General features: G+C 42.0%; 19 protein-coding genes. 10 read left to right on the forward strand and 9 right to left on the reverse strand.

What is annotated here, in order from left to right; all coding sequences use genetic code 11:
* Positions 1 to 183: 183 nt before the first annotated feature.
* On the forward strand, positions 184 to 801 hold the full coding sequence (locus EYS08_RS25725) for a sensor histidine kinase (RefSeq protein ID WP_165456438.1): 618 nt from the start codon (positions 184 to 186) through the stop codon (positions 799 to 801).
* Entirely contained in the window at positions 798 to 1,535 is a 738-nt protein-coding gene (locus EYS08_RS11990) for a LytR/AlgR family response regulator transcription factor (RefSeq protein WP_131030256.1), read from the forward strand. The genes EYS08_RS25725 and EYS08_RS11990 overlap by 4 nt, the downstream gene beginning before the upstream one ends.
* Here the strand turns inward: EYS08_RS11990 and EYS08_RS11995 are convergent.
* A complete protein-coding gene (locus EYS08_RS11995; protein ID WP_131030257.1) occupies positions 1,532 to 4,546 on the reverse strand; it encodes a lantibiotic dehydratase in 3,015 nt (1,004 codons plus the stop codon). The two genes, EYS08_RS11990 and EYS08_RS11995, sit on opposite strands and share 4 nt — an antisense overlap.
* Before the next feature lie 89 nt (positions 4,547 to 4,635).
* On the opposite strand from EYS08_RS11995, the gene EYS08_RS12000 reads away from it, so the two are divergent.
* Both EYS08_RS12000 and EYS08_RS12005 read left to right on the forward strand, forming a co-directional pair.
* Positions 4,636 to 5,061 carry a MauE/DoxX family redox-associated membrane protein gene (locus tag EYS08_RS12000; RefSeq protein WP_131030258.1) on the forward strand — a complete coding sequence of 142 codons (426 nt, stop codon included), beginning with the start codon at positions 4,636 to 4,638 and terminating at the stop codon, positions 5,059 to 5,061.
* The gene (locus EYS08_RS12005; protein WP_131030259.1) at positions 5,048 to 5,479 is read left to right on the forward strand and encodes a hypothetical protein; all 432 of its coding nucleotides are present in this window, start codon (positions 5,048 to 5,050) and stop codon (positions 5,477 to 5,479) included. The genes EYS08_RS12000 and EYS08_RS12005 overlap by 14 nt, the downstream gene beginning before the upstream one ends.
* A 39-nt stretch (positions 5,480 to 5,518) precedes the next feature.
* Here the strand turns inward: EYS08_RS12005 and EYS08_RS12010 are convergent, their stop codons facing one another.
* The 4 genes from EYS08_RS12010 to EYS08_RS12025 all read right to left on the reverse strand — a co-directional run bounded on the left by EYS08_RS12010 (position 5,519) and on the right by EYS08_RS12025 (position 11,123).
* Positions 5,519 to 6,823: a RagB/SusD family nutrient uptake outer membrane protein gene (locus EYS08_RS12010; protein WP_165456439.1), complete on the reverse strand. Its 1,305-nt coding sequence runs from the start codon at positions 6,821 to 6,823 to the stop codon at positions 5,519 to 5,521.
* A gap of 48 nt (positions 6,824 to 6,871) precedes the next feature.
* A complete protein-coding gene (locus EYS08_RS12015; protein WP_131030261.1) occupies positions 6,872 to 10,057 on the reverse strand; it encodes a SusC/RagA family TonB-linked outer membrane protein in 3,186 nt (1,061 codons plus the stop codon).
* Positions 10,058 to 10,059: 2 nt separating this feature from the next.
* On the reverse strand, positions 10,060 to 10,656 hold the full coding sequence (locus tag EYS08_RS12020) for a TlpA family protein disulfide reductase (RefSeq protein WP_165456440.1): 597 nt from the start codon (positions 10,654 to 10,656) through the stop codon (positions 10,060 to 10,062).
* A gap of 197 nt (positions 10,657 to 10,853) precedes the next feature.
* On the reverse strand, positions 10,854 to 11,123 hold the full coding sequence (locus EYS08_RS12025; RefSeq protein WP_131030263.1) for a hypothetical protein: 270 nt from the start codon (positions 11,121 to 11,123) through the stop codon (positions 10,854 to 10,856).
* Between the two features lie 1,286 nt (positions 11,124 to 12,409).
* Here EYS08_RS12025 and EYS08_RS12030 point away from each other — a divergent pair.
* Together EYS08_RS12030 and EYS08_RS12035 are read left to right on the forward strand one after the other, a co-directional pair.
* Entirely contained in the window at positions 12,410 to 12,805 is a 396-nt protein-coding gene (locus EYS08_RS12030; RefSeq protein WP_131030264.1) for a hypothetical protein, read from the forward strand.
* A gap of 127 nt (positions 12,806 to 12,932) precedes the next feature.
* Complete coding sequence (locus EYS08_RS12035; RefSeq protein WP_131030265.1) at positions 12,933 to 13,871, forward strand: hypothetical protein; 939 nt, start codon at positions 12,933 to 12,935, stop codon at positions 13,869 to 13,871.
* A gap of 126 nt (positions 13,872 to 13,997) precedes the next feature.
* Here the strand turns inward: EYS08_RS12035 and EYS08_RS12040 are convergent, their stop codons facing one another.
* From EYS08_RS12040 to EYS08_RS12050, 3 genes are read right to left on the reverse strand one after another with little or no spacing between them, the layout of a single operon-like run.
* Complete coding sequence (locus tag EYS08_RS12040) at positions 13,998 to 14,363, reverse strand: hypothetical protein (RefSeq protein WP_131030266.1); 366 nt, start codon at positions 14,361 to 14,363, stop codon at positions 13,998 to 14,000.
* A 41-nt stretch (positions 14,364 to 14,404) separates the two neighbouring features.
* The gene (locus tag EYS08_RS12045; RefSeq protein ID WP_131030267.1) at positions 14,405 to 14,872 is read right to left on the reverse strand and encodes a hypothetical protein; all 468 of its coding nucleotides are present in this window, start codon (positions 14,870 to 14,872) and stop codon (positions 14,405 to 14,407) included.
* A complete protein-coding gene (locus tag EYS08_RS12050) occupies positions 14,865 to 15,743 on the reverse strand; it encodes an HAD family hydrolase (protein ID WP_131030268.1) in 879 nt (292 codons plus the stop codon). Before EYS08_RS12050 ends, EYS08_RS12045 begins: the two co-directional genes overlap by 8 nt.
* A 403-nt stretch (positions 15,744 to 16,146) precedes the next feature.
* Between EYS08_RS12050 and EYS08_RS12055 the strand changes: the two genes are divergently transcribed.
* From EYS08_RS12055 to EYS08_RS12070, 4 genes are read left to right on the forward strand one after another with little or no spacing between them, the layout of a single operon-like run.
* Complete coding sequence (locus tag EYS08_RS12055) at positions 16,147 to 17,100, forward strand: DNA-methyltransferase (RefSeq protein ID WP_131030269.1); 954 nt, start codon at positions 16,147 to 16,149, stop codon at positions 17,098 to 17,100.
* Positions 17,100 to 19,853, forward strand: coding sequence for an HsdM family class I SAM-dependent methyltransferase (locus tag EYS08_RS12060; protein WP_131030270.1), 2,754 nt, complete (start codon positions 17,100 to 17,102; stop codon positions 19,851 to 19,853). The genes EYS08_RS12055 and EYS08_RS12060 overlap by 1 nt, the downstream gene beginning before the upstream one ends.
* A 39-nt stretch (positions 19,854 to 19,892) precedes the next feature.
* Positions 19,893 to 21,953, forward strand: a complete 2,061-nt coding sequence (locus EYS08_RS12065; RefSeq protein WP_131030271.1) for a DUF262 and DUF1524 domain-containing protein — start codon at positions 19,893 to 19,895, stop codon at positions 21,951 to 21,953.
* 42 nt (positions 21,954 to 21,995) lie between these two features.
* Positions 21,996 to 22,301 carry a restriction system modified-DNA reader domain-containing protein gene (locus tag EYS08_RS12070; RefSeq protein WP_131030272.1) on the forward strand — a complete coding sequence of 102 codons (306 nt, stop codon included), beginning with the start codon at positions 21,996 to 21,998 and terminating at the stop codon, positions 22,299 to 22,301.
* A 244-nt stretch (positions 22,302 to 22,545) separates the two neighbouring features.
* Here EYS08_RS12070 and EYS08_RS12075 read toward each other — a convergent pair.
* A partial coding sequence (locus tag EYS08_RS12075; protein ID WP_165456441.1) for an ATP-binding protein occupies positions 22,546 to 22,730 on the reverse strand: 185 nt, incomplete at its 5' end.

Raw genomic sequence — 22,730 nt, forward strand, 5'->3', positions numbered from 1 at the left:
GCAGATTGTTTACTAGGAGAATTACCAAATTTTAATAAAAAATCTCTCATATATGTTGAAGCATTCGCTCCCCGGAATATCATAAGAGGTCTAAATTTCACCATATTAGGAACTTTTTATTGGTCAGCAAATCATATTTCGTATTTCCACAAAAAATTTCAACAATCCGAAAACCAAAAGCTAGTGATCGAAAAAACAAATGCAGAATTAGAAACGCGGCTAGCGAAAACACATAATGCATACCTCCAACAACAAATCAACCCGCACATGCTTTTCAATGCACTCAATTTCGTTTACAACAGTGCTCAGAAATATTCCGATGACGCCGCTAATTGCATTTGGCTACTTTCAGAAATCATGCGTTTCAGTCTTGAAGAAGCAGGTCCTGATGGAAAAATAGAACTAACCAGGGAAGTTGAGCAGATTGAAAACCTCGTGGCCATTAACCGGTACCGTTTTAGAGAACCCTTGTACATCAGTGTAGAAATCGGAAACGATCTGGGCCAATATCAAATTATTCCTTTGATCTTGCTCACCCTAACTGAAAATATAATTAAACATGGACATTTAACTGATCCCAACTCGCCGGCTTCGCTTAAACTGTATGCGGATGAGACAGGAAAATTAACTTTCTACAGCCTGAACTTAAAAAAATCAAAGAACGGACATCCCCGTCAGCGGAAAGCACTCGGTCTACAAAATATCCGGCTCCGCATGGATTCATTTTATAAAAATGACTATAAGCTGGAAATCAACGAGCCTGGTGAATTTTATGAACTCACTTTAACCCTTAAATTATGAGCTTGAATTGCTATATCATTGATGATGAATATCATTCAATCGAAGTACTCGATAAGTACGTCAATCAAACCCCAGGCCTCGAGCTTGTTGGCAGTTCCACAAATCCGCTTTTAGCGCTGGAAGAATTATGCACTATTCCGACTCCCGATATTGTTCTTTTAGATGTCGATATGCCGCAACTTAACGGCCTTGATGTGGCAGACCTTATAGGTTCAGCGAGCAACATTATTTTCACAACCTCCTACCGGGAGTACGCACCGGAAGCATTTGAAAAAGATGCAGTAGATTACCTGCTAAAGCCCATCAATTACGCCAGGTTCTTAAAGGCAGTTACCAGGGTGCGCTCAAATCTCACCAGTCAGACCAATCAAATCACTGCTCGCCCATTTTTTTTCGTCAAAAGCAACATTAAGGGAAAATTTAACCGGATCACCATCGCAGAGATCCTTTATATTGAAAACATAGGCAACTACATCATCATCCATATGAATGATGAAAAAGTAACCACTTACCTCACTTTAGCGGAAGTCCTTTCCAAGTTGCCTGTTGAAGGTTTTTCCAGGATCCATCAGTCTTATATCGTCAACCATGCAGCTATTCATTCGTTAGAATATGCCCAGGTCAGACTAAGCGGTGAGATGAGTATTCCGATTGGGGGGACTTACCGTACCGCCTTCCGGGAAAAAATCCAGCCAGCCTTACTCATTAGCAAAAGAGACAAAAGTGATCACTAGACTGAAGTCTTTTCGCGGGCCAAACGTGAGCTGGCATATTTTTGCAGGCAATAGTAAACGAGCAGCTCCTGTTGCCTTTGTCTTACTGAGAACGTCCGGTTCAGTTGCATATGCACCAGGTCGGCCAAAAGCTCCATTCTTTTATCCTTTGAATAGCTGCTTGTAAGCCCTTCTAAAACAGACATCTGCTTTAGCAGTGGCGAAAGGTGCTTCGATAATGCTTTACTTTCCAGCAATTCCGCTATCACTAATTTCTTCCCCCGGTATTTCTCATCCATTGCGACCTTAAGCGTTTTATCTGCCCGGAACTCCGCCATAAACTGATCCGTCACCTTACCAAGGTAATCCAGAGCATCTACCAGAGATGGAAAAAAGCAGCTGATCATGCGATAGGCAGTAAGTATAGCCAGTTCAAACTCGCTAAGTTGGAAGGAATTGTTCCCCTTTAAAGTTAACACAAGGACAGTAAGATGACTTCCTGCGCAAAAAAGTTCCTCAACATGTGAAATGAGACTAGGACCATACCGTTCGAGTTCTCTCCGGTAGGTATCTCCCTGGAAATCCCGTATAAGTTTATCATGTCCGGATGATTCAATTTTTTTACGCAAGGCCACGAGTATCGCACCAAGATGATCTTCCTCCGCCTGTATGCGCAGGCGCAGGTGATAGCCTTTATCGCTGTAGCGGATGAAAAACCAGTTTTTGATCCGCTTCTTCTGTCCTTTGATGAACGGGAAAATCACCTTACTAAGAATTTCATCCGAAGCGCGTGGAATGCAGAAAATTTTAAGGTAAAGCCAGTTGCTGCCCATTAAAAAGTCGCGTTGCTTTTCGCCATAAACAGTGGCACTTTCCTTTTTGGAAGGTTTATAAATATTATTCCCGTGGGCGAGAAAAGCAATCATTTGCCCCGCAAGCGGCTTTTTACCGGACAGAACGGAACGGTCTGGCAATAAATATTCCTGAATGGTTATCCGCTTTAAACCGTCAATGCACTGCAGAAAAAACCTTGCCTCGGTGGAATTGGCCAGATCAAAAACCAACTGCTGGTCTGTTGCCCCTATCGTGATGTGCCGGGGCAGGTGGTGCTTTCTGCGAAAACCATCCAGGGTTTTAAATGGATCAACGTTATCTCCTGCAGTTAACGGCTTTATGTCAGATTCCTTAAAATTCCATTTTGCAAGGCAGAGGATCACCCTACCGTAGCAGACCCGTGGATAAAAAGTCAGGCCCGGAAAAAAATTTTCCAGGCTAAATGAAATCCCTGCCTGTACACCCTGGAACTGCAGGTCACACAACAGCCGGAAAACCGGCGAATGGTTATTTCGAAAGTTATAGGCCGTTGCCAGACGGGGAATTACTCTTTTGTTTAGCTTAGGCGACTCCAATATCAATTCACCGCCTCTAAGAGAAAGCATGAGTTCGCCTGGCAGCACCAGTTTTTCAGCCCGCTGTGAAGGAAATACATTCAGGGGTATCTCGTGTGAATAAATGGGTTTACGACGATTGATATTATCCACGTGGCTATCAGACTGCTGGGCAATGTCGGCAAAAACAACTTCCGGGTTTGCGGTAGCTTCCTTTGCAGCAAGTTCGCGGCAAAACTGGTAAACCGGATCACTAAAGCATGAAAACCTTCCAATCAGCGAAGCGGCAGTTACCCCGCCCGAACTTTCGATGATCAGATGCTCGCCCGTCGAGCGGTACATGAGCGCCAGCGTCTGGGGCAAAGGCAATATTGCCTTTTTATGATTTTCCAGTTTAATCAAATCATCTTCACTGATCTGAAGGGGCGACCAGGGATCGCGAAGGGTGTCCCCTATCCAGAGTTTGAAGATAAACTGCTGGGAGGCATGCCATCCAAGGGTCCTGTTTACTTCTTCCGGCTCAGGGAAAGGAATATTCTCCAGGATATCGTGATCGGGCATGGATGGCTCCATCTCGCCATAATGCAGTCCCCCGTCGGGATCTAAGGCCAGCAGCAAAGGCACCCTTTCCTGATCAAAGCGGGATCGGAAATCACGGATAAAACGCGAGAGGTCAGCAGGCTGCTCTGCATTTGACAATAACTGAAGCACATGGACAGCTTTGGACAGTTCCACCTGTTCAGCACTATCTGGTCCTCCAGTTTTGTTTGGGCGTTCCAGGGCCGCATAAAATGGCTGACCAACAGGCTTGGTTTCCTTTGCAATTTTCCAGATCTCCCCTGCCAAAGCCGACAGGGATGCTTCATTAGCTAAAGGAATCATCGTGTAATTTTTCCAGAAACCGTTCCAACCAGGTAAGCCAAAGAAGTTCTCTATCACCTCATTACTGATCACTTTGCCCTGAGTGCCATTGAAAACCGCACCGGCGTCAAGCAGAAACCGGATGTATTCTTCCGCTTCTACAGCTGAGCACTCACTGTGCTCCATAATCCACCTCGAGAGGATATTGTTTTGAATCTTCTTTGAAGATAAAAATGAGAACAGCTGTATATTAAATTTTACGGCTGCAATCCCTTCCAGGGAAAAGCTAAACCGTCCTCTATCATCCAAAGATGATTTCGTGTAGCGGAAAACGTCATTAAACCGGTACAGCGCAGGGTTGGCCATTAATGCTTCTGACTCATCAGCCTCCGCCCTGTTGTGCAATTTTCTCAAAAAATTCTGGTCAGGCAATAAATTAAGGATGGACTCATCGCTTCCGGCAAGCCTGACCTGACCGCCGCTTCCCCATTGGAGTAAGGTAAAGGAAGAAAAGCTTCCAAAAGGGGTTGGCCGGAAGCACATCCGGTTATAATACTTATAAAGGGTATGTTTTTCCTTATCTGCTAATTTATCGAAATCAAATTCCTTTTTTTCAAGCAGCGCATAAAACGCTGCGCTCGCCAAAAAAACTGCATTGCGAAAAGCCTGTTCCTGCAACACTTCCGGCAACCGCGAGAGATCATAGCCGGTAAAGCTATAGTACGGTGCCCGTAAAAATAACTGCGGTAAAAACCGGTACATCATTGACTTATCTTCTTTCATCTCTTCGTCACTTTAAAGGGTATAATACCCATCTCATACTGTTTTGGCTTTTCTATTCGCCTTTAATTTGTTTCTATAATTCTTCTACCATGAAAGCAATTTTTAAATCAACCGTTCCACCGCTGCTCGTGCTGCTATTTAGTTATGCCGCCTTCAGTAAACTCTTCACTTTTTCAGCTTTTGACCAGCAGCTACACAACCAGGCTTTTCCCGGCTGGCTTGCAGATTTTCTACTGTATTTTTTGATCCCAGCAGAACTTGTTACCGCACTCCTGCTATGTTTCAAAAGGTCCGTACTCGTTGGCCTGCTGGTTTCAACTGTACTTCTGCTCACCTTTACCGCCTACATCTCGCTGGTGCTGGCAGACTATTTCAGCAAGGAGCCCTGTAGCTGCGGCGGAGTATTAAAATGGCTCGGATGGAAGTCGCACCTCATTTTTAACCTCGTATTCACCTCATTAACGATAACTAGCTTAACTATTCACCTAAAGCAGGAGGTTCGTGACAAAGAGTAGCCAGCGTAAACGGATACCGGTCCTATCCAATACAGAAAAATCAACCGATCGAAAGACCACCCAGCCAGATCGACTTCATTTATCCTCCCTAAACGGAGATTATTTAAAACTAAATACCATGTCAAAAAAATTCAATTTAGGCCTTGCAGCCCTTGTATTAGGGTTCGGCCTTATCGCCTCACAAAGTGCATTCACTAACAAAAAAACTACTTACTACCACTACAAAACCACCAATGGCCCTGTTGACCAGACGAGCTCATGGGAACCTGCAGGAAGCCCTACTGGGTTCGAATGTAGCGGGGACCCGGAAGTACCTTGCACGATTGGCATCGAAACTTCGCTTTCTAGCTACCTTTCAGGTAAAGACAACCAGGCCGTGCTTGACTCTCAAGAATTGATTTCTGCCAGAGAGCAGTAACACTAATCAATGGTGCAGGTTAATGCTGCACCATTGCATTTAAGGATTCTGCGGAAGACCCGCTACCTCGATCACCCGCTCGGGGATCGGAAGGGCAAAGCCCGTACTGTTAGCCTTAAGCTGGTAGATCACACCTTTGTAGCTCTTGCTAAAAGAAATTCCGGCATTCTCCATATTCAGCCTTTTCACATCTACCCACCTGAGCCCCCTGAGCAGCAGTTCCTTTCTCCGCTCAAGCAGAATATCTGCCAGCACCGCCTGCTGGTCACTCCCTGCCCGGTCAATGAGCGTATTCTTTTTATACCGGTTGCGCAGCAAACGGTTCAAATCAGCCAGTGCTTCTGAAAGCCTGCCAGCCCTGGCCAGGCATTCGCTCCTGATCAGGAGGACCTCATTTACCGCCACCCCACTAAAGAAATTGGAGTTTCCTTCATAGCTTCCCTTAAAGCCATAGGTCCCGTTTTTGTTATCGCTAAAAAAGACAACTTTTCGCAAATCGTTTGCCTCATACAGCGCGTATAGCTCAGGATTGATCTTTCCCCTTGCATTGTTCAGCATCGGCGAAGTAAAGTAACTGTCCTGCAATACCTCAACATTAAATTGGCCAATGGGATAACTTGCTGCTGCATTCAAACTATTATAATCCAGCAAATCAGCTTTTAATGATAAACACGAATCAGCGTACAGCTTTGCCAGCTCGTATTTGCGCATCGATAAGTAAACCCGCGCGAGCAGGCCATAGGCCGCAGGCTTGGAGGGCCGCATCACGTGTACCGCTTTAAGGGGAAGCGCCTGAACTGCCCTTTGCAGATCGGAGACCACTTGCGCATAACCTTGCGCAACAGTTGCCCGTACCGAAGGCACATTAAAGTCAGACCCCAGCCTGAGTGGCACCCCCAAATCCGACTGGGACTGTTCACCATAGGCATTACCCCAAATATATAGTCCCCGGAGATGGTTTTTCGCCCGGATAAAATAAGCCTGCCCGCTGACATTGTCCCATTCGGCCGCATTACCGGCAGTTTTGCCAATTTTAGCGATAGCCTCCAACACGACGTTGGTACGGTTAATCGCCCTGTAATTATAAAACCATTCATTACCGTCCTGCAAAAAGATATTACTGCGCTGCCAGGTATACATATTGCGCTCATTTTCAGGCCTGGCCCCTAAATCTGCATCGTTCAGGTATACATCATCCGTGCTGATCTCCGCCGCATTCCCGTCTACATAATTCAGCACCTGGTACTGATCCAGCAAAGCCTGCAGGTCAACCAGCGTTTCGGGTATGGCCTGGTTCTGGGTAGACTTCTCGCCCAAAAACTTCTTGCATGAGGTGCAAAACAAAAGCACCACCATGCTTAAATAAATTAACTTTCTCATATTCGCTAAAGATTATAAAGTTGATCTAAAACCAAATGCAATGCTTTTTGCATCCGGTATACCATTGTAGTCAGGATCAATGTGATCCTTGTTTGCCCGCCAGATGATCCCCAGGTTACCCGCCACCACAAACACCTGAAACTTGGAAATGCCTGCTTTCTTTCTACCGGGCAGCTTAACGTCATAGCCTAAATTCACATACTGCATGCGGATATGGTCCCCTTTGAGCACATTGACCTCCGATCCCCAGTAGAACTCATCCCTGAGGTCCGAGTTGGGATAAACCAGGCTTGGCACATTGGTCCGCAGTTCATCACCGGGTTTTTGCCACCGATTTGCATAATCAGCCGTTCCTTCCCTGCCTATCATGAGTGAGCCATAATCGAGCACATTTTTCCTGAAATAATACCCGAGCTTAAAGCTCATCCTGAAACTGAGGGTAAAACCGCCATAAGCGAAACTATTACCCAGCCCACCGGTAAATATGGGGAGCGCGGTACCATGGTATACCATATCCTCGAATTTAAGCGAGCTGCCCATTAGCGCATTGTAATCTTTACTCAGCGCTCCGTTCAATATCCCCTGCGGATCTCCTGTAGTAGGATCCAGTCCTGCCCATTTAAAGGAAATCATCCCGTAAAGCGGATATCCCACAAGCCCGGTATAGGAAACATTCCCGCCGAGCTTTCCCCTGCCATTAAAAGTGCTGTTGTAATTCTTAATCACCTTATCCTTATAATAATTCAAAAAGAAGTCAGAAGACCAGCTGAACCTGCCCGTAACATTGCGGCTGCTGAGTTCCAGGTCCACCCCATCCCCCGATATCACGCCTGAATTCTTCACCAGCGTAGCACCCACCCCTGCCGTCAAGTCTATCGGGGTCAGCGCCAAAAGGTCAACAGATTTTTTGCGGTAGTATTCCAGGCTGCCCTTTATCCTGTTTCCACGTAAAGCAAAGTCGAGCCCCGCATTGAACATAAACACACGCTCCCACTTTAGTTCCGGATTGGCATAATTACTAAACAGCGCGTAAGGGCTTTGGGTAAATACAGAATTGAAGCCCGAATAGGTAATCGTGGTCACAGCTGTTGTCCTTGGGTCAGTGTTCCCGCTTGCCCCAAAAGTTGTCCTGAGTTTCAAAAAGGAAAGCAGGCCTCCTCCCCAAAATTTTTCTTTTGAAATATCCCACGCAAACCCGGACGAAAACAAAGGGTTCCATTTATCATTGGTATTCAGGCCATACAGATTGGATGCATCCCTCCTCCCGCTTAATGAAAGCGTATAACGATCATCAAAGGTATAGGCCAGATTAGCAAACAGGGAAACATAACGGTTCAGCGTTCTTCCCAAAGCATCCCTGTTGGGCACATTTTGGGTATTTCCGGCAACAAAGGTTTTAACGGGGTTCAGGTAATCTACAACCGAAGTACTTAAAGTGGATTCATTCAGCCCATATATCCGCCCTGTGCCGGTCTGAACCCCGGTGCTCCTGATCTCCCCGCCGATGATCCCCGAGAGCGAATGCCTGCCCATCACTTTATTGATATCTGCCTGCACCCTTGCATTATGCGCTGCCAGCAAGGAATAATCCTGATCCCGTATACTGCCCAGTGGTATATTCCGCTTTAGCGATCCAGAGGCATCGATGGAAGAAAACACATTCACCAGGTTACGTACATAATAACTTTGCGGACTATTAATAGTTGTTATCTGCCCATCCTGCTGCTCAAATTGGTAGGTACCTGCCAGCTTTAACCATCCGGTCAGCTGATAGGCTGCCCTTAAAGATGCCAGAACATCATTCACCTTATTTACCGAGCTGGAATACTTATAATCTTCCAGCGGATAATAGGACCAGTCCAAAAGCTTCCCGTTGCCAGCGGTATTAATATAGCCCGTCCTGTAATCCCTGATTACTGCAAGCGCATTCCCCTGCCCATCTGCCAACTGCGTATATGGCGGAAGGATGCCGGTGGATGAGCTGATTTGCGATGGATCGGTCTTGCCGCTCTTACTATTGGAAAGGGTCAGCATCAGGTTTCCGGTCAGGGTTAACTTGGTACCAAGCTTAAAGTTCTGCTCTGCCTTTACATTGTAACGGCTAAAGGGCACAGCAAGCGAGCTGACATTATGGTCATACCCTGCAGAAAGCAGCCAGTTCCTTTTCTCCGTGCCCGCCCCCAGCTGCAAATTGTATTGCTGCGCAGTAGCATTTTCAAAAACGTAACGATTAAGCTGCTCACGCAAATCATACCCCCTCAGCGCGTCAATCCGTGAACGCGCATCCTCCTCACTGATCAACTTGTCGCGCGCTGCAATCCGCAGTTCAACCACCTCAGACAGCGGCGGGTGCGAATTGTCCGTTTCAAAGCTGCTGTAATAGCCTTTGTCAAAAAGAAAATTTTCCAGATCTATAAAATCACCGACACTAATCCTGCTCTGGTAATACTGGTCAGGCTTTCCGGTCACTTTCAGATTGCCCGAAAAAGATACCTTAAGTTTATCATTAAACCTGGCCTTTTTGGTATTGATCACAATCACCCCATTCCCTGCCCTTGCGCCCCATATCGATGCAGCAGCCGCATCACGTAAAACGGTTATGCTTTCAACATCATTGGGATTGATGTTACCCAGATCCCCCTCATAAGGAAAGTTATCCAGCACAATGAGCGGACTGCGCGGTCCCTGCAGCGTACCGATCCCGCGAATAATAATCCCGTAGCCTTCACCGCCATTACTCTTACGGTCTATGCTCAGGCTACTGGTCACCCCTTCCAGCCTTGAGATAATATCGGTACCCACCTGCTCATTCAGCAGCTTACCCGATAACTTCAGAAACGATCCTGTCGCCCGCTCTTTGGGCAAGGTCTGGTAACCTGTACTCACTTCCACTGTTCCCAGCTCCTGGTCCTTTCCGGTAAGCACTACCGAAAACAAACCTGCAAAAGGTACAACCACCACGGTATCCAGCCTTCTAAAATTCATCGCCGAAAACGACAATTTAACCCTACCTGCCTTTAGTCCCAAGGCAAACGAACCATCATCTCCGGTCAACACCTGGTTACCAGCCCCCGCTTTTACCACTACCCCTGCAATCCCTTTCCCTGTTCCATCCACCACCACTCCTTTCAAAGCATCCTGCGCCCTCACCCCTGAAATAGCCAGGAGCAAAACAAAAATTAAAATAATCCTGCCCATAACTAATACTTTGGCTCCCTAAACCGCTTTAGTTTACTCACCGTCAGCACATGCTTACGGTTACGTTCCACCATCATCACCACGTTTTCTTCTGTCAAAAAATCACTTGAAGTAATCCCTTCAATCTCCCCACCGATTATCCAGACATAATGCGGGATAGACCGGTGCGGAAAAGCCTTCAAAAACAGTTCATCCTCCACCACAAAAGGCAGACTCATCTCAGCCAAAGCCCCATCCGGCCCAGCCTTTGCAATAAGCGACGCTGCCGTATCACCGGTCCCCAACGAATTCACCAGTAAAACTTTAAGATCATCAGGATACTTTTCCTGCATTTTCTCAAGCAAGGGAAACTTTTTCAGGCAGGAGCCACACCAGCTTGCCCAGAAATCAATAATAATCAGCTTATTAAAATCCCCGGAAAGCGAGGTAGCAGACAGTTGCCTGCCTTTAAGCACCTTACTCTCTAAAGTAAAAAGCGTACGCGGCAGCTTAGCCCCTACATAAAGGGGTGCGATAGAATCCACTTGCTTGCCTTGAGCCCATAGCCCAGTACACATACTGCAAAGCAGCATTAAAACACAATAAATATTTTTTTTCATGATTAGTTTAGTTAACAGGTACATCAGTGATCACATCAGCTATCCAGGTTTCCCAGGCTGAAAAACCACCACAAAACATTATTATCCTCGGCATAAACCCCAAAAAAAGGGCATAACAGTAGCAGGAAGCATAATTTAAGCTTCATTTTGATTGATTTAAGACGTAAAAAAATTAGAAATTGAACTGTAAAGTCCGCCTATGCCCCCATTCCTTCAATCTTCCCTTGCTCCATCAGCGTCCGCACCGCCGTGACCAGTTCGATCAGGCCATCGAAAACATCACCAACTTCCTGTTCACTAATATTAAGTTCCAGAAAACCCCTTTTATCGTTCAAGGCATAACCCTGGAACGACTCGAGCAACACCAGCTTTATTTTATGATCACTATAGTGTCGATAAAATAATTCCAACACCTGCTGAGCTGTTTTCAAAGAAGTGCTTCCAGAATTATAATCAGATGAAGTCATGAATTGATGGTTAGGGAAAAGTGTTAGTTGATTAACAACCAAAAACAAAGCTTGACTACTTTACAGTAATATATGGCAACCTGATTTTTGCAGATCTGAAAAATCTCAGCTGCGAAGACAGATCATTCTGGAGCTCCAATGATATTTTTGATAGGATTTTGGAGCGAAAGTGAAATAAAATCAAGCTTAGAATATATAACCAAGCTCACATTGCCATAAATACAACAGAAACACGTCAAATCAATTGGGCCCGGCTTCACTAAGCCTATATTCCTCGGCACCTGCCCGGACTCATACTTATTTTTCATAACCAGTCCCTGCCTGCTACGACCAACAGGCCGAATGCTCCATACCGCCAATGAGCGATACAAAAAAGACTGGCAGAGAAAAAAAAGTGGGAGGTAACGGTTATACTTTTTCATGGCAGAAGGTTAGCAATGTAAAATGGACATCGATCAAAATCGGTTGCGCGACATATTTCATAAAAGGCAAAAACCAGCCCCTTCCACATAAAATATGCAGATACGGCAAACCGTATTGCTTATTAGAAAAAAGTTGCCTACCTTGGGAATGCGAATAACCATAGTACTGCACAATTGCCTAAAAGCAATAAAGGGCTGGTACCAAGCTAAATTAACCCACGGGAAATCAGTGCGCTCTCTCACACCAACCCCTGTTTTTTATTGGGCTATTTTATACCTGGAATTCCGGCACGCGCATTACGATGGAGAACAGATAACGTTCTTTAACAAGAGTTTAAGGGAATACTTGAGTATCACCTCCTGGAAGTGATACAATTTGATGGCGCTTAATTTTTTCATCTGTACATAATTTGTTTACAGTGGTGATGAAGCTACCAGATTTATTCATTCCACTGCGTGGTTTGAAAAATCATGGTGGTTTCGTTTTCATAAACGGTTGATTTTTATGTAAAACGATGCGTACTCAATAAAAGCAGAAGGAAACCAGATTGGTAAGATACCAATAGGGCGAAACTCAATGCTTTTGAAAGAGGTACCGCTAAGAACCACACAAACCGAGGTTTGTGTTCCACAAAAGACTGACATGAGTATCGCCCTATTGAATATAAGATATCACGAAGATAGCAAAACTCAATAGATCGGCGAACTCACGATCGGCTCATGTGGAAATTTAGCGGTTTTCTTTCATGAGTGACATCGTTAAAGCCAGGTTACCCCGACTCTGTTTGTCGCTATAAATAACTAATAACAAATATAATAAAGTTTGAGTTATACACAAACTTTTTATTCTTTTTATTTAACATTTTGGAGAAAAAAAACAGTAAAAGTGTAAATAGGATTAAGCAGGTTGCTAAGGAGAAGGGTGCTTCATCTCGGTTAATATCACTGTGGGTTGATGTAGACTATACAACGGTAAGCAATTGGAGTTCAAATAAATATCAGCCTAGTGACGAGAAATTAAATCAAATAGGTGAACTACTGCAAAAAGATAATCGTGATTTATTAGAACCACAAGGGCGAGTTGATACAGGGTTGGCCAAGGCTTTAGAACAAGAGTTGAAGAGGTTGCACCAAGAAGAAGGAATACCCTATGAGATTGAAAAGTTGGATAAGAAAAAGAGTGTGAGTGTTAAGGTAAATAATCCGGAGCTGGTGAAGAGATTGAGGGAGTTTGCGGAAGGGTATAGAAAGAATAGATAGCTATATGACACCGAAGTGGTGAAAGACGTATCAGCTTTCCACGTAACTGCCCTAAAATTTTTAAACAGGAGAATTTTCAAAATTAATCATATATTATTGTCAGAAAACAAGCTACTCTTAGAATCCAATGCTGAATGATCCAAAACTTGCACTTTGCGCAAATAGAAATATCTTGCCCAAAAACAATGAAATAAGTGGGTCTCCAGAAGAGTGGTTTTCGAACGACCTGCTCTCGGCCCAAAAGATTCTCGGAATGAACCTGGATTTTTTTGTAAACTGGTCTTCAACTCCGAACGAATTAACCCCTGTAATCTGGATTAAGCAGGTTTTGTCTCCTAATGTACGCTATCAAGACTTCCTGGTTGATCCAAAAGCACAACTTGTGGCTAGGTTTGGACGGGTGTATTTACAATCATTAAGTAAGTTCACTAACACATGTGGCTTAGAGGCTTCGTTCGTCATCATTGATGATGAACAAGACTGGACTTCTGATACATCGGAAATATGCTTGGTTAAACTGATCGGTACCGATGATTTTACACCACAGCTGATAACGATCGGAATTTTCAAAGGCCTGATAAAACAGTACTCCGGTGGCCCAGTGAATATCGGAAAAAAGGGACTGATATATGGCACAACCAATCTGGAATGCATGCTCTCTCATACCGATAGCCTATACCCCGGTGATATGGATCTACTTTTGTTAGACGATAATTCTGTCCCTCTTGCTATCTTAGAATTTAAAAAGCATAATCTATCAGCTGATGTATCAGCGCAAACACTCTCAAAATATTACCCTATGCCTGATGGACGGAAGTATGACAGGCTTGCCATATTTAGGGAATACATATTAAAATCAAGTGGAACGAATATCCCCATTATTGTCGTTTTTTACACAACCTATGCGACCGGCGAATACTTCAGGGTTGAGGTATTGACAGGGGCGGCAGGAAGTCTCAAACCAAAGAAAGCCGGAAAAGTCAAATCGCCAACTGATAAATCAAGAAAAGAATTTTTGCGAGTGGCAAACCTGCTCCCAAAAATCATTAACCTTTACACTTCATGATCAATAGGAAGATTAAGTAAATATTAAAAGGCGTAACCAAAGAAGGGAACTGAAAAATTATTTATTAAGCAGATGAGCAGCTTAGTTATAAACATCACTTCTTACATTAAGAAGGTTTTTCTGGCATTACTTTACCTTTAGTTTTTCTCCAATAGCCAACACTTCATTTTCCATGCTAACATAAACTGGCATAGTATATAAAGTGTCTTTTATCCGGCACCTGTGATCGGTTATAAGAATCTGTGCCTTACTATATTTTTTCGTTAAAGTGGAATGGAACAAAGTTTCAAATGTCTTTGCTTCCTTACGAGTCATATTTCTCAATTTTGAATTCCCAATTGATATGTATCCCCTGTCTACCTCCAAACTATTCTTGACAGACGTTTTAATATTTATATCCAAAGCATCTGCTTTTCTGATAAAGTAAACCGTTCCCATTATTATTATTACTATTAAAGAAAATAGTTTAATCCCTTTGACATACTTTTTCATGTAATTTTTTGAGGAAATCAAGATCGTTGAGATTCTGTTCACTATGCCCATTTCAATAATGCTAGATACAAAACCAAAAATATTAGTATTAAAGGATAGTAGAAGAAATAATATTTTCTGCTTGAATCAATATCCCATCCCAGTAATTTTACTTTGCTGGACGCACCGATTGCAGAAGTTAATTTTAGGGCAGGATCGGTAATAATAGTTTCTATGGCCAGTGCATGCTTCACGCTCCCCTGTAACAATAAATGATACCAATATTTATCCATAAAATAAAACGCGCACATAATTACTATACCGATCAGTGCAGCAGCAGCGGATGAGGGAAAAATGTACCCCATCACGATGATATTTATTTTTTCCTTAAGCAGATAGCCGATTCCCGCTATAATAGCAGTAAACAATGTCAGTGCATAATTTCTAATCTGCAGCTCTATATTATTGAAGTGCATTTGGACATCAATTGATTTATCCCATACCTGCATCTGAATTTCTTTATCAGTCATTTTTTCGAAACTTAGTAAAGTTAAAAAGGTTCATTATCTGTGGAAAGGAGCTTATTGTAAAATCCGGAGCTTTAATATCCAGCTCCTGATTTTTGAAATTTCTTTCCCTCACTACATCTTCATCTGTCCAGTGTGTAACATCGACTAAAAGGCTATATTTTTCACCGTCAATTATATGTCCATATGCGGCGTGAACACTTGTCAACCCAGCCTGTTGAGCCATAAAAATATCTCTGTCCAATTTATCGCCAATGTAGATAGAACTGTCTTTCTCCGCTCCAAAATCTTTGACAATAGTTTCTAATATTTCCGCATTAGGCTTTCTTGTCTCTTTAGGCAAGGTCCGTATTTTTGTAATCTTTGGCTCCCAAAAATCTTCATTATAATGTTTATAGACTGATTTAGGCACATCGTACCCAGCAGGTGAATAAATTGTATCAATTATGCCATCCAAACCTAAATGTTTAATTCGGTATTTAGTAAAAAAAACATTTGATTCCGTAAAAGCTATTATTTTAACACCTTTAGATTTAATTAAATTCAAAGTTTCAATTACCCCATCGTAAGCTTTAAGGTTCTTTTTTTTATTTGAATTGTATTCATGCAAAATGTTTTTTCCAGCAACAACTTCATTTTCAAAAAGAGGGTAAAATGTCGGGGAAATTGAACTGATTTCCTTGTACGCAAAAGACATTTCTGTTGTTCCATATTTTTGATGCAGTTTCTTAAAATCTGCTTTTAGAACCTTAGAATCAATTTTGGTCTCATCTGCAATTCTTTTTATAAACGGTCCAAACGACATATACCACATTTCAAGCCAATCCCAAATGGTGTCATCCAAATCCGTTATAACAAAATTAACTGTCTTCATTTCTGTGTTGATATCCCGTAAATATCGTTATTTCATCTTGAAATATTGGGCACAATCAGTAATGGCTTGGTTTTTCTACCATAAATACCCTACCTTATTCAGCTTCATTAAAGCAATGGTCAAAGCCTTGGTTTTCATGAACAAACTATCCCTAAACATATTAGCGGAAATAACTGTCATACCGTACCGATAATATCAATTAAACATTTCTTATATTAGTATAAAACGGATCAAATTCTCCTTGGCAATCATCTCCAATTGATCCCAGGGCATCCGTCAGGAAACCGGCTCAGGTATGGATAATTTATGTTAACTTCTCGATGTAGATTCTATCGCAGAAAAGTGTAAGTTTAGGATTATTTAGCATGAGAATAAAAAAATTGCGTTAATTTTGAAGCAATATATGATAAATCCGATAAAATCATTTACTGATAAAATTATAAAAGGAGACTGCCTTTCAATCATGAGGACCATGCCAGCCAAAAGCATTGATATGATTCTATGTGATTTACCTTACGGCACAACTCAAAACAATTGGGATTCTGTAATAAATCTTGAGGAACTATGGGAGCAGTATGAAAGGATTACTAAGGACAATGCTGCTATTGTACTTACTTCACAGGGCCCCTTTACAGCCAGATTAATGCTTAGCAACGAAGCACTTTTTAAATATAAACTAGTGTGGATAAAATCAAAATCAACTAATTTCCTTAACGCAAAAAAACAACCATTAAGAAAACATGAAGACATTTGTGTGTTTTACAAAAAGCAGCCTACCTACAATCCACAAATGACACCAGGAGAGCCTTATAATAAGGGGATTAGGAAAAGTCAAAATTCTGGCAGCTATGGCGATTTTAACCCTGTTCATGTAAAAAGTGAAGGCGATCGTTACCCAAACGATATTGTTTATTTTAAGACCGCAGAATCGGAAGGTACTGTCTACCACCCGACACAAAAACCCGTTGAATTAGGACGGTATTTGATAAAAACCTATTCAAAAGAGGGAGACATTATTCTTGATAATACGAGCGGAAGTGGCAGCTTTCCTGTTGCGGCGGTATTAGAAAACCGACGGTTTATTGGAATAGAACTTAACGAAAATCCTCTACTTTTTAAAAAGGAAAAAGTTGACATGATTGAGATAAGTAATGCCCGAATAGTCGAGGCTAGAAAAATATTAGTAAAAGAAAAAATTGACAGCTTACTCCAGCAAGCAAATAAAGTAAAAATTGACGCAAAATTAAAAAACACCCTATATACAGAAATTCTCTCCTCAATGGAATTACATAATGGAACATTTATCCGGCAATTTGATTCTATTGATCTTGAATCTATTTTAACTAAACTCTCTTAATGGCAAAAGCAAATCTAAATGAACGCAGTTGGGCAATTGATGTCATCAGCGAAATCAATTTAATAGTTAGGAAAAGGAACAGGAATATTAGGCATGCCGGTGGAGAAAGAACCATCAAGGCCTCAAAGCAAAGTGCCTCTTTATTTCCCGATGTCCTACTCTTTCAGGACGATCAAAATCTTCGTGTCCTGCAGGGCTGGGAGCTTAAAATGCCCGATACCAATATTGGTGATGAAGATTTACTGGAAAATGCCGAGAAGAAGGCAAGGCTGCTGGGTCTCAACAGTTTCCTCGTCTGGAACTTCAGTAAGGCTGCTTTGTATGTCCTAGAGGAAAATAGTTTCGTTCTGAAAAAAGAGTGGGATGAGCTCAGTGATATTAAGACAAGAAAGGAAGTTGATGACAATAAATCGCGCTGGAAAGCGCAGTTGAAAACAATCATCGACGATCTGGAAGACTTTTTCCACGATGGGGTAATCAAGAGCCAAGAAATCCTTCATTCCCTTACCGAAAACAATATCGTTGATATCATTACCGGTAATATTGCATTGGTAAAAGAAAATATTGACCGGGAGCGCAGGAGTAATTCTATTTTAGATGCCGAGATATCAGAATGGTGGGACAGCATTAAACTCGAATATTCCTCTGAACCGGACGCGAGCTCCGCTGTTGCAAAAATTGTCCTCATCACTTGGGTCAACAGGGTTTTATTTACTCATTACCTGAAGAAATTCACCAATAAAGCCAAGGAGATCGATCTATTTAATGAAAGTACTTCTGTTAGTGATGCTAAGCTCTTTTTCAACGAGCTGACAAGTGAAAATGATTTTCTGAATGTTTATGCACCGGTAATTGGAGAAGATCAAATAGATGATGCTGCCTGGCAGCATATCATCCAGTTAAGTGCTTTTCTTTCTGATCTGAAACTTGAAAATATCGACCAAGGTGTACTTCAACAGTTTTTTGAGACACTCCTTCTGGATTCTAAACGTAAGACTGCTGGGCAATACGCAACGCCCTATCCTATTGCCTCATTGATGGCAAAATTGGTTATACATGATAAGAATAAAACTGTATTTGATCCATTCTGTGGGACGGGAACTATATTAAGGGCTGTCTATGATCTTAAGGACAAGGCAGGGATCAACGCAAAAAATAATCTTGACGGCATCTGGGGAAGTGACAAATTTTCCTTTCCGCTGCACATGACCACCTTATCCCTGGCCAAGCCTTCTTCTGTTGGAGAAGTCCTTAACATATTCAAATCCGATGTCAAAGACCTGAAAACCGGAAAAGCCTATAACTTTATCGATCCTAATACCGGAACAGATGTCAGTAAGCCATTACCTACCTTTGATTATATAATCAGCAACCTTCCATTTATTGGGTCTGCCAACATCTCCAAGTCAAATCCACAGATCGGTGAAATCATTGGAAAGATCCGGATTTGGTTAGCCGACAAGAAAATTACGATCAATAAAAAGAGTGATATCATTGCCTATCTTCCTTACTATCTTTGGGACCTTTTGGGTACCAATGGAAGGATTGGGCTTGTTGTTTCAAACTCCTGGCTGGGTACCGGCTGGGGAAATGATTTTAGAGACATGTTATTCAGGTTTTTCAAAATCTCCTCTGTCATCAGCTCTGGAAAGGGGAAATGGTTTAAAAATGCAGAAGTAATCACCAACATCATGGTACTGGAAAAAAGACCGGTTCCGGTCGATGCTCCTTTGGATAACGAGGAGACCAGTTTTGTACTTATCAACTCATCCATTGATGAAATAAGTGATCCATCTTTACTGGATAAGACAGCTAATCAGATCATATTGAAAAAAAATGGGCTGGTGTCAACCAATACGTTAGAATATGGCAAAATAACTAAACTAGAATCTTTTGGCTTAGGCTGGCCGGCCCTTTTTATCGATTTAAGCTGGTTTGACAAGATCAGTAGCAAACTTACACCTGCTAAAACTTTCTTTGATATCAACCGCGGAGAAAGACGCGGCTGGGACCCCATGTTCATGCCAACCGGAAGTCATGGAATTGAGGCCAAATATCTTCAGCCAGTTTTAAAAAACCTAAAATCAACGACAGGACTTATTGCCAATCCTACTGACGAAGCATTTTGCTGTTCAGAGACTATTGCAAACCTAACAGCGGAAGGATCAGCTGGAACATTAAAGTGGATTTCGAAATTTGAGCACGCCTTAAACGGAACAAAGGTTCCCTTAAAAGTCTCTCTTGCAAGGGCAAACCATCATTGGTACGAGATGAAATCCGATTCAGTAGCGGATCTGGTTGCCAATATCAATTATGGCAGTTCCCTAAAGATCGTAAAAATGAGAAAACGGGGATTTGTCAACCAGCGGTTGATCAGACTTACGGCAAAAAATAGTCACGTTGAAGTTGACATACTGCACGCGCTGATGAACAGTTATCTTGGACTTTTTTATATCGAAGCCTTAGGGTTTGGACGGGGAATGGGCGCGCTAGATCTCAACAGCACCAAGTTCAAAGACAGTTATCAGGTGTTAAACCCAGCCTTACTGGCTACAAAGCAAAAACAGGATATCAAGGGAGCGTTTATTCCGTTGATGAAAAGGCCAATTCAGCACCTTGACGCTGAAATGCAGCTTGCAGATAGAATCCATTTCGAAAAGACCGTTGCTGATGCTTTTGGTTTTGGTGCCCAGAGTGCCCAGATCCAATCGGCTCTTCTGTCCCTTTACTCAACAAGGACAGAGGTAAATTAAGCGATCAATATTCCAGTAAGTCTATCAAGAAAAAACAACATGAAAGCCATTTCAGCAAATATCCTATCGGTTATAAAGGGACCCAAGCAATTTGTTATCCCTATTTATCAACGAACATATAGTTGGCACACCTCACAGTGCAGACAACTACTATCGGATATCATTAAAACCGGTAGTCAAAAAGGGGGCGAAGGACATTTCCTGGGTTCGCTGGTTTACTTTCAGGAAAGTATCTATAATACTACTGACGTTCCGCAACTGCTCATTATAGATGGACAGCAACGTGTTACTAGTATCAGTCTCCTCCTTTTGGCACTCTCAGAGTTCATTGATAGCCACCCTTTGGAGATTGAGACAACCGCTAACAAGATCAAGAATTATTATCTCCTGAATGCAGAGGAAGAAGGTGAACTGCGCTATAAACTCCTTTTGACAAGGAAAGATAAGGAAACCTATATCGCTCTATTGAACGGAACCCCACTTCCCGAAAATTATTCAAGTCGTTTATATGAAAATTATTTGTTTTTTAAAGATCAAATTGATGAAGAAAAGGTTATAGATATCTATAATGGCATAATGCAACTTTTCGTTGTAGATGTAACGCTGGAGAAAGACAAGGATAACCCGCAGTTAATATTTGAGAGTATGAACTCAACCGGTCTTGATCTTTCTCAGGCTGACCTCATCAGAAATTATATTCTCATGGGTCAGAATATAAAAGATCAGGTCTATCTCTATGATAAATACTGGTTTCCCATGGAACAGAATTACGGAAACGAGTATGGTGGTTATTTCGACAAGTTCATGAGGGATTTTTTATCCGCAAAAACCGAAACAATACCGAACATCGATAAGGTTTACTCATCATTTAAGGTGTTTGCAAGTGATCAATCAATAGAAGACGTGGTATCAGAACTGACCAGATATTCCGGGTTTTATGCCAATATGGTCTTACAAAAGGAGAAAGATCCCGCACTTTTAGCTGCTTTTCGAAATCTTTCTGTTCTTAAGGTAGATGTGGCGTATCCATTTCTTCTTCTTGTATATAACGACTATATCGATGGGATTATTGACAAAACCACATTTTTAAGTGTAATAGCTTTAGTGGAAAATTATGTGGTCCGAAGAGCCATTTGTGGTATTGCAACCAATAGCATGAACAAAACATTTTTGATCCTGTACAGATCAATACAAAAGGAATCCTATTTAGAAAGTCTTGCGGCTACCATGCAGCTATTTGTTGGCTCAAAACTGTTTCCGAATGACAGTGATTTTATCAGCCAGCTCAAGATTAAGGATATCTATAACTTTAGATCAAAGGGTTATCTGCTTAACAGACTTGAAAATTACAACAGAAAAGAGCTTGTTAATACCAACGAGTATTCGATTGAGCACATCATGCCGCAAAATGAAAACCTCCGTAAGGAATGGAAAGAAATGCTAGGGCCTGATTACCTAAAAATCCGCGAAATCTATCTTCATACCCTTGGAAACCTTACCCTGACCCGTTACAATTCAGAGCTAAGTGATAAGCCCTATGGATTTAAAAAAACAACCGAGGGAGGCTTCGATACTTCTCCCTTAAACCTCAATCAATTCCTTCGTACCTCTACAGTTTGGAACAGGGAGAAGATAGAAAAACGCGCCCAGATTCTTGCAGAAACCGCGGCTAAAATCTGGGCGCACCCAAATCTCTCCCAAGAGGCTTTATCTCCATACCTAATCAAGGAGAAGATAGGTGCAAGTGAATATAGCATTGATCAATTTGAACATCTGAAGGGCAATGTGTTCTCTTTGTATGAGCGTCTAAAAAAATCAATTCTCGCCCTGGATGAAGCTGTTAAAGAGGAATATAAAAAGCAATATATTGCCTTTAAGACTTCTACCAATTTTGTGGATATTGTACCCCAGAAATCTAGATTAAAATTATCATTAAACCTACCTTTTTCAGAAATTGTAGATCCAAAAGGCATTTGCAAAGATATCAGTAATCTGGGGCGTTGGGGTAATGGAGATGTGGAAGTGGGTGTTTCACCTGATGAAGATTTGAATTATATAATGTATCTGATCGAACAATCGCTTGACTATCAAAATAATTAAACAACTAATGGAATAGGCCAATGGGCCTGTACAATTTATAATATGAGCAATATTGAATTAACCGAGGTCACGCTTAAAATGATACTTGATGCAGGAATCTTAAAGCCAGGCACCAGACTATTTGCGAGTACCCACCCAAATGTAAATGCCTTGCTAACAGGAGATGGAAAGATAAATATAGATTTCGATGGCCAAATCAGGACCTTTGATTTTTTAAGTGGGGCTGCCAGGTCCCTGACGAATTTAAGCCTGAATGGCTGGAAGTTTTGGTCTGTGGAGATTGACAACGAATGGAAGGAGGTTTCTTATTTAAGGGAACTTTTTATTAAAGCACACACCAGCTTTTAATCTAACCGATCCATTGCTCTAATATGAAAGGATTTTAGACATGAAAATAAGTGTTTTAATACGAAACACATTAAACCGCCACACCGAGACAGTCTATTAAACCAGCGTAAATTCTCGAACATGGTTTTAGTGATTATTCCGAACAAAGTACACCACATTCCGAGGCATAGTGCACCAGTTTGGTTCTGGCTTTAGCACTAACTTTTAACCATATCACTTTTGGACAAAGCGATATTCTGTAAACTTAATGATTTTTTTTATTTCTCATGGATTTGCCCGTAAGTGCAATTCTGTGAGCAGATGCTGACAGCCTGTCCATAATTGCATCTGCAAGTGTGGGTTCATCTATAAAGTTGTACCAGTTATCCACTGGCAGCTGCGAGGTTATTATTGTCGCGCCGTTGCCATATCTATCCTCCAGAATATCAA

Origin of the sequence: Pedobacter kyonggii (genome assembly GCF_004310665.1) — a bacterium.
Lineage (GTDB): Bacteria > Bacteroidota > Bacteroidia > Sphingobacteriales > Sphingobacteriaceae > Pedobacter > Pedobacter kyonggii.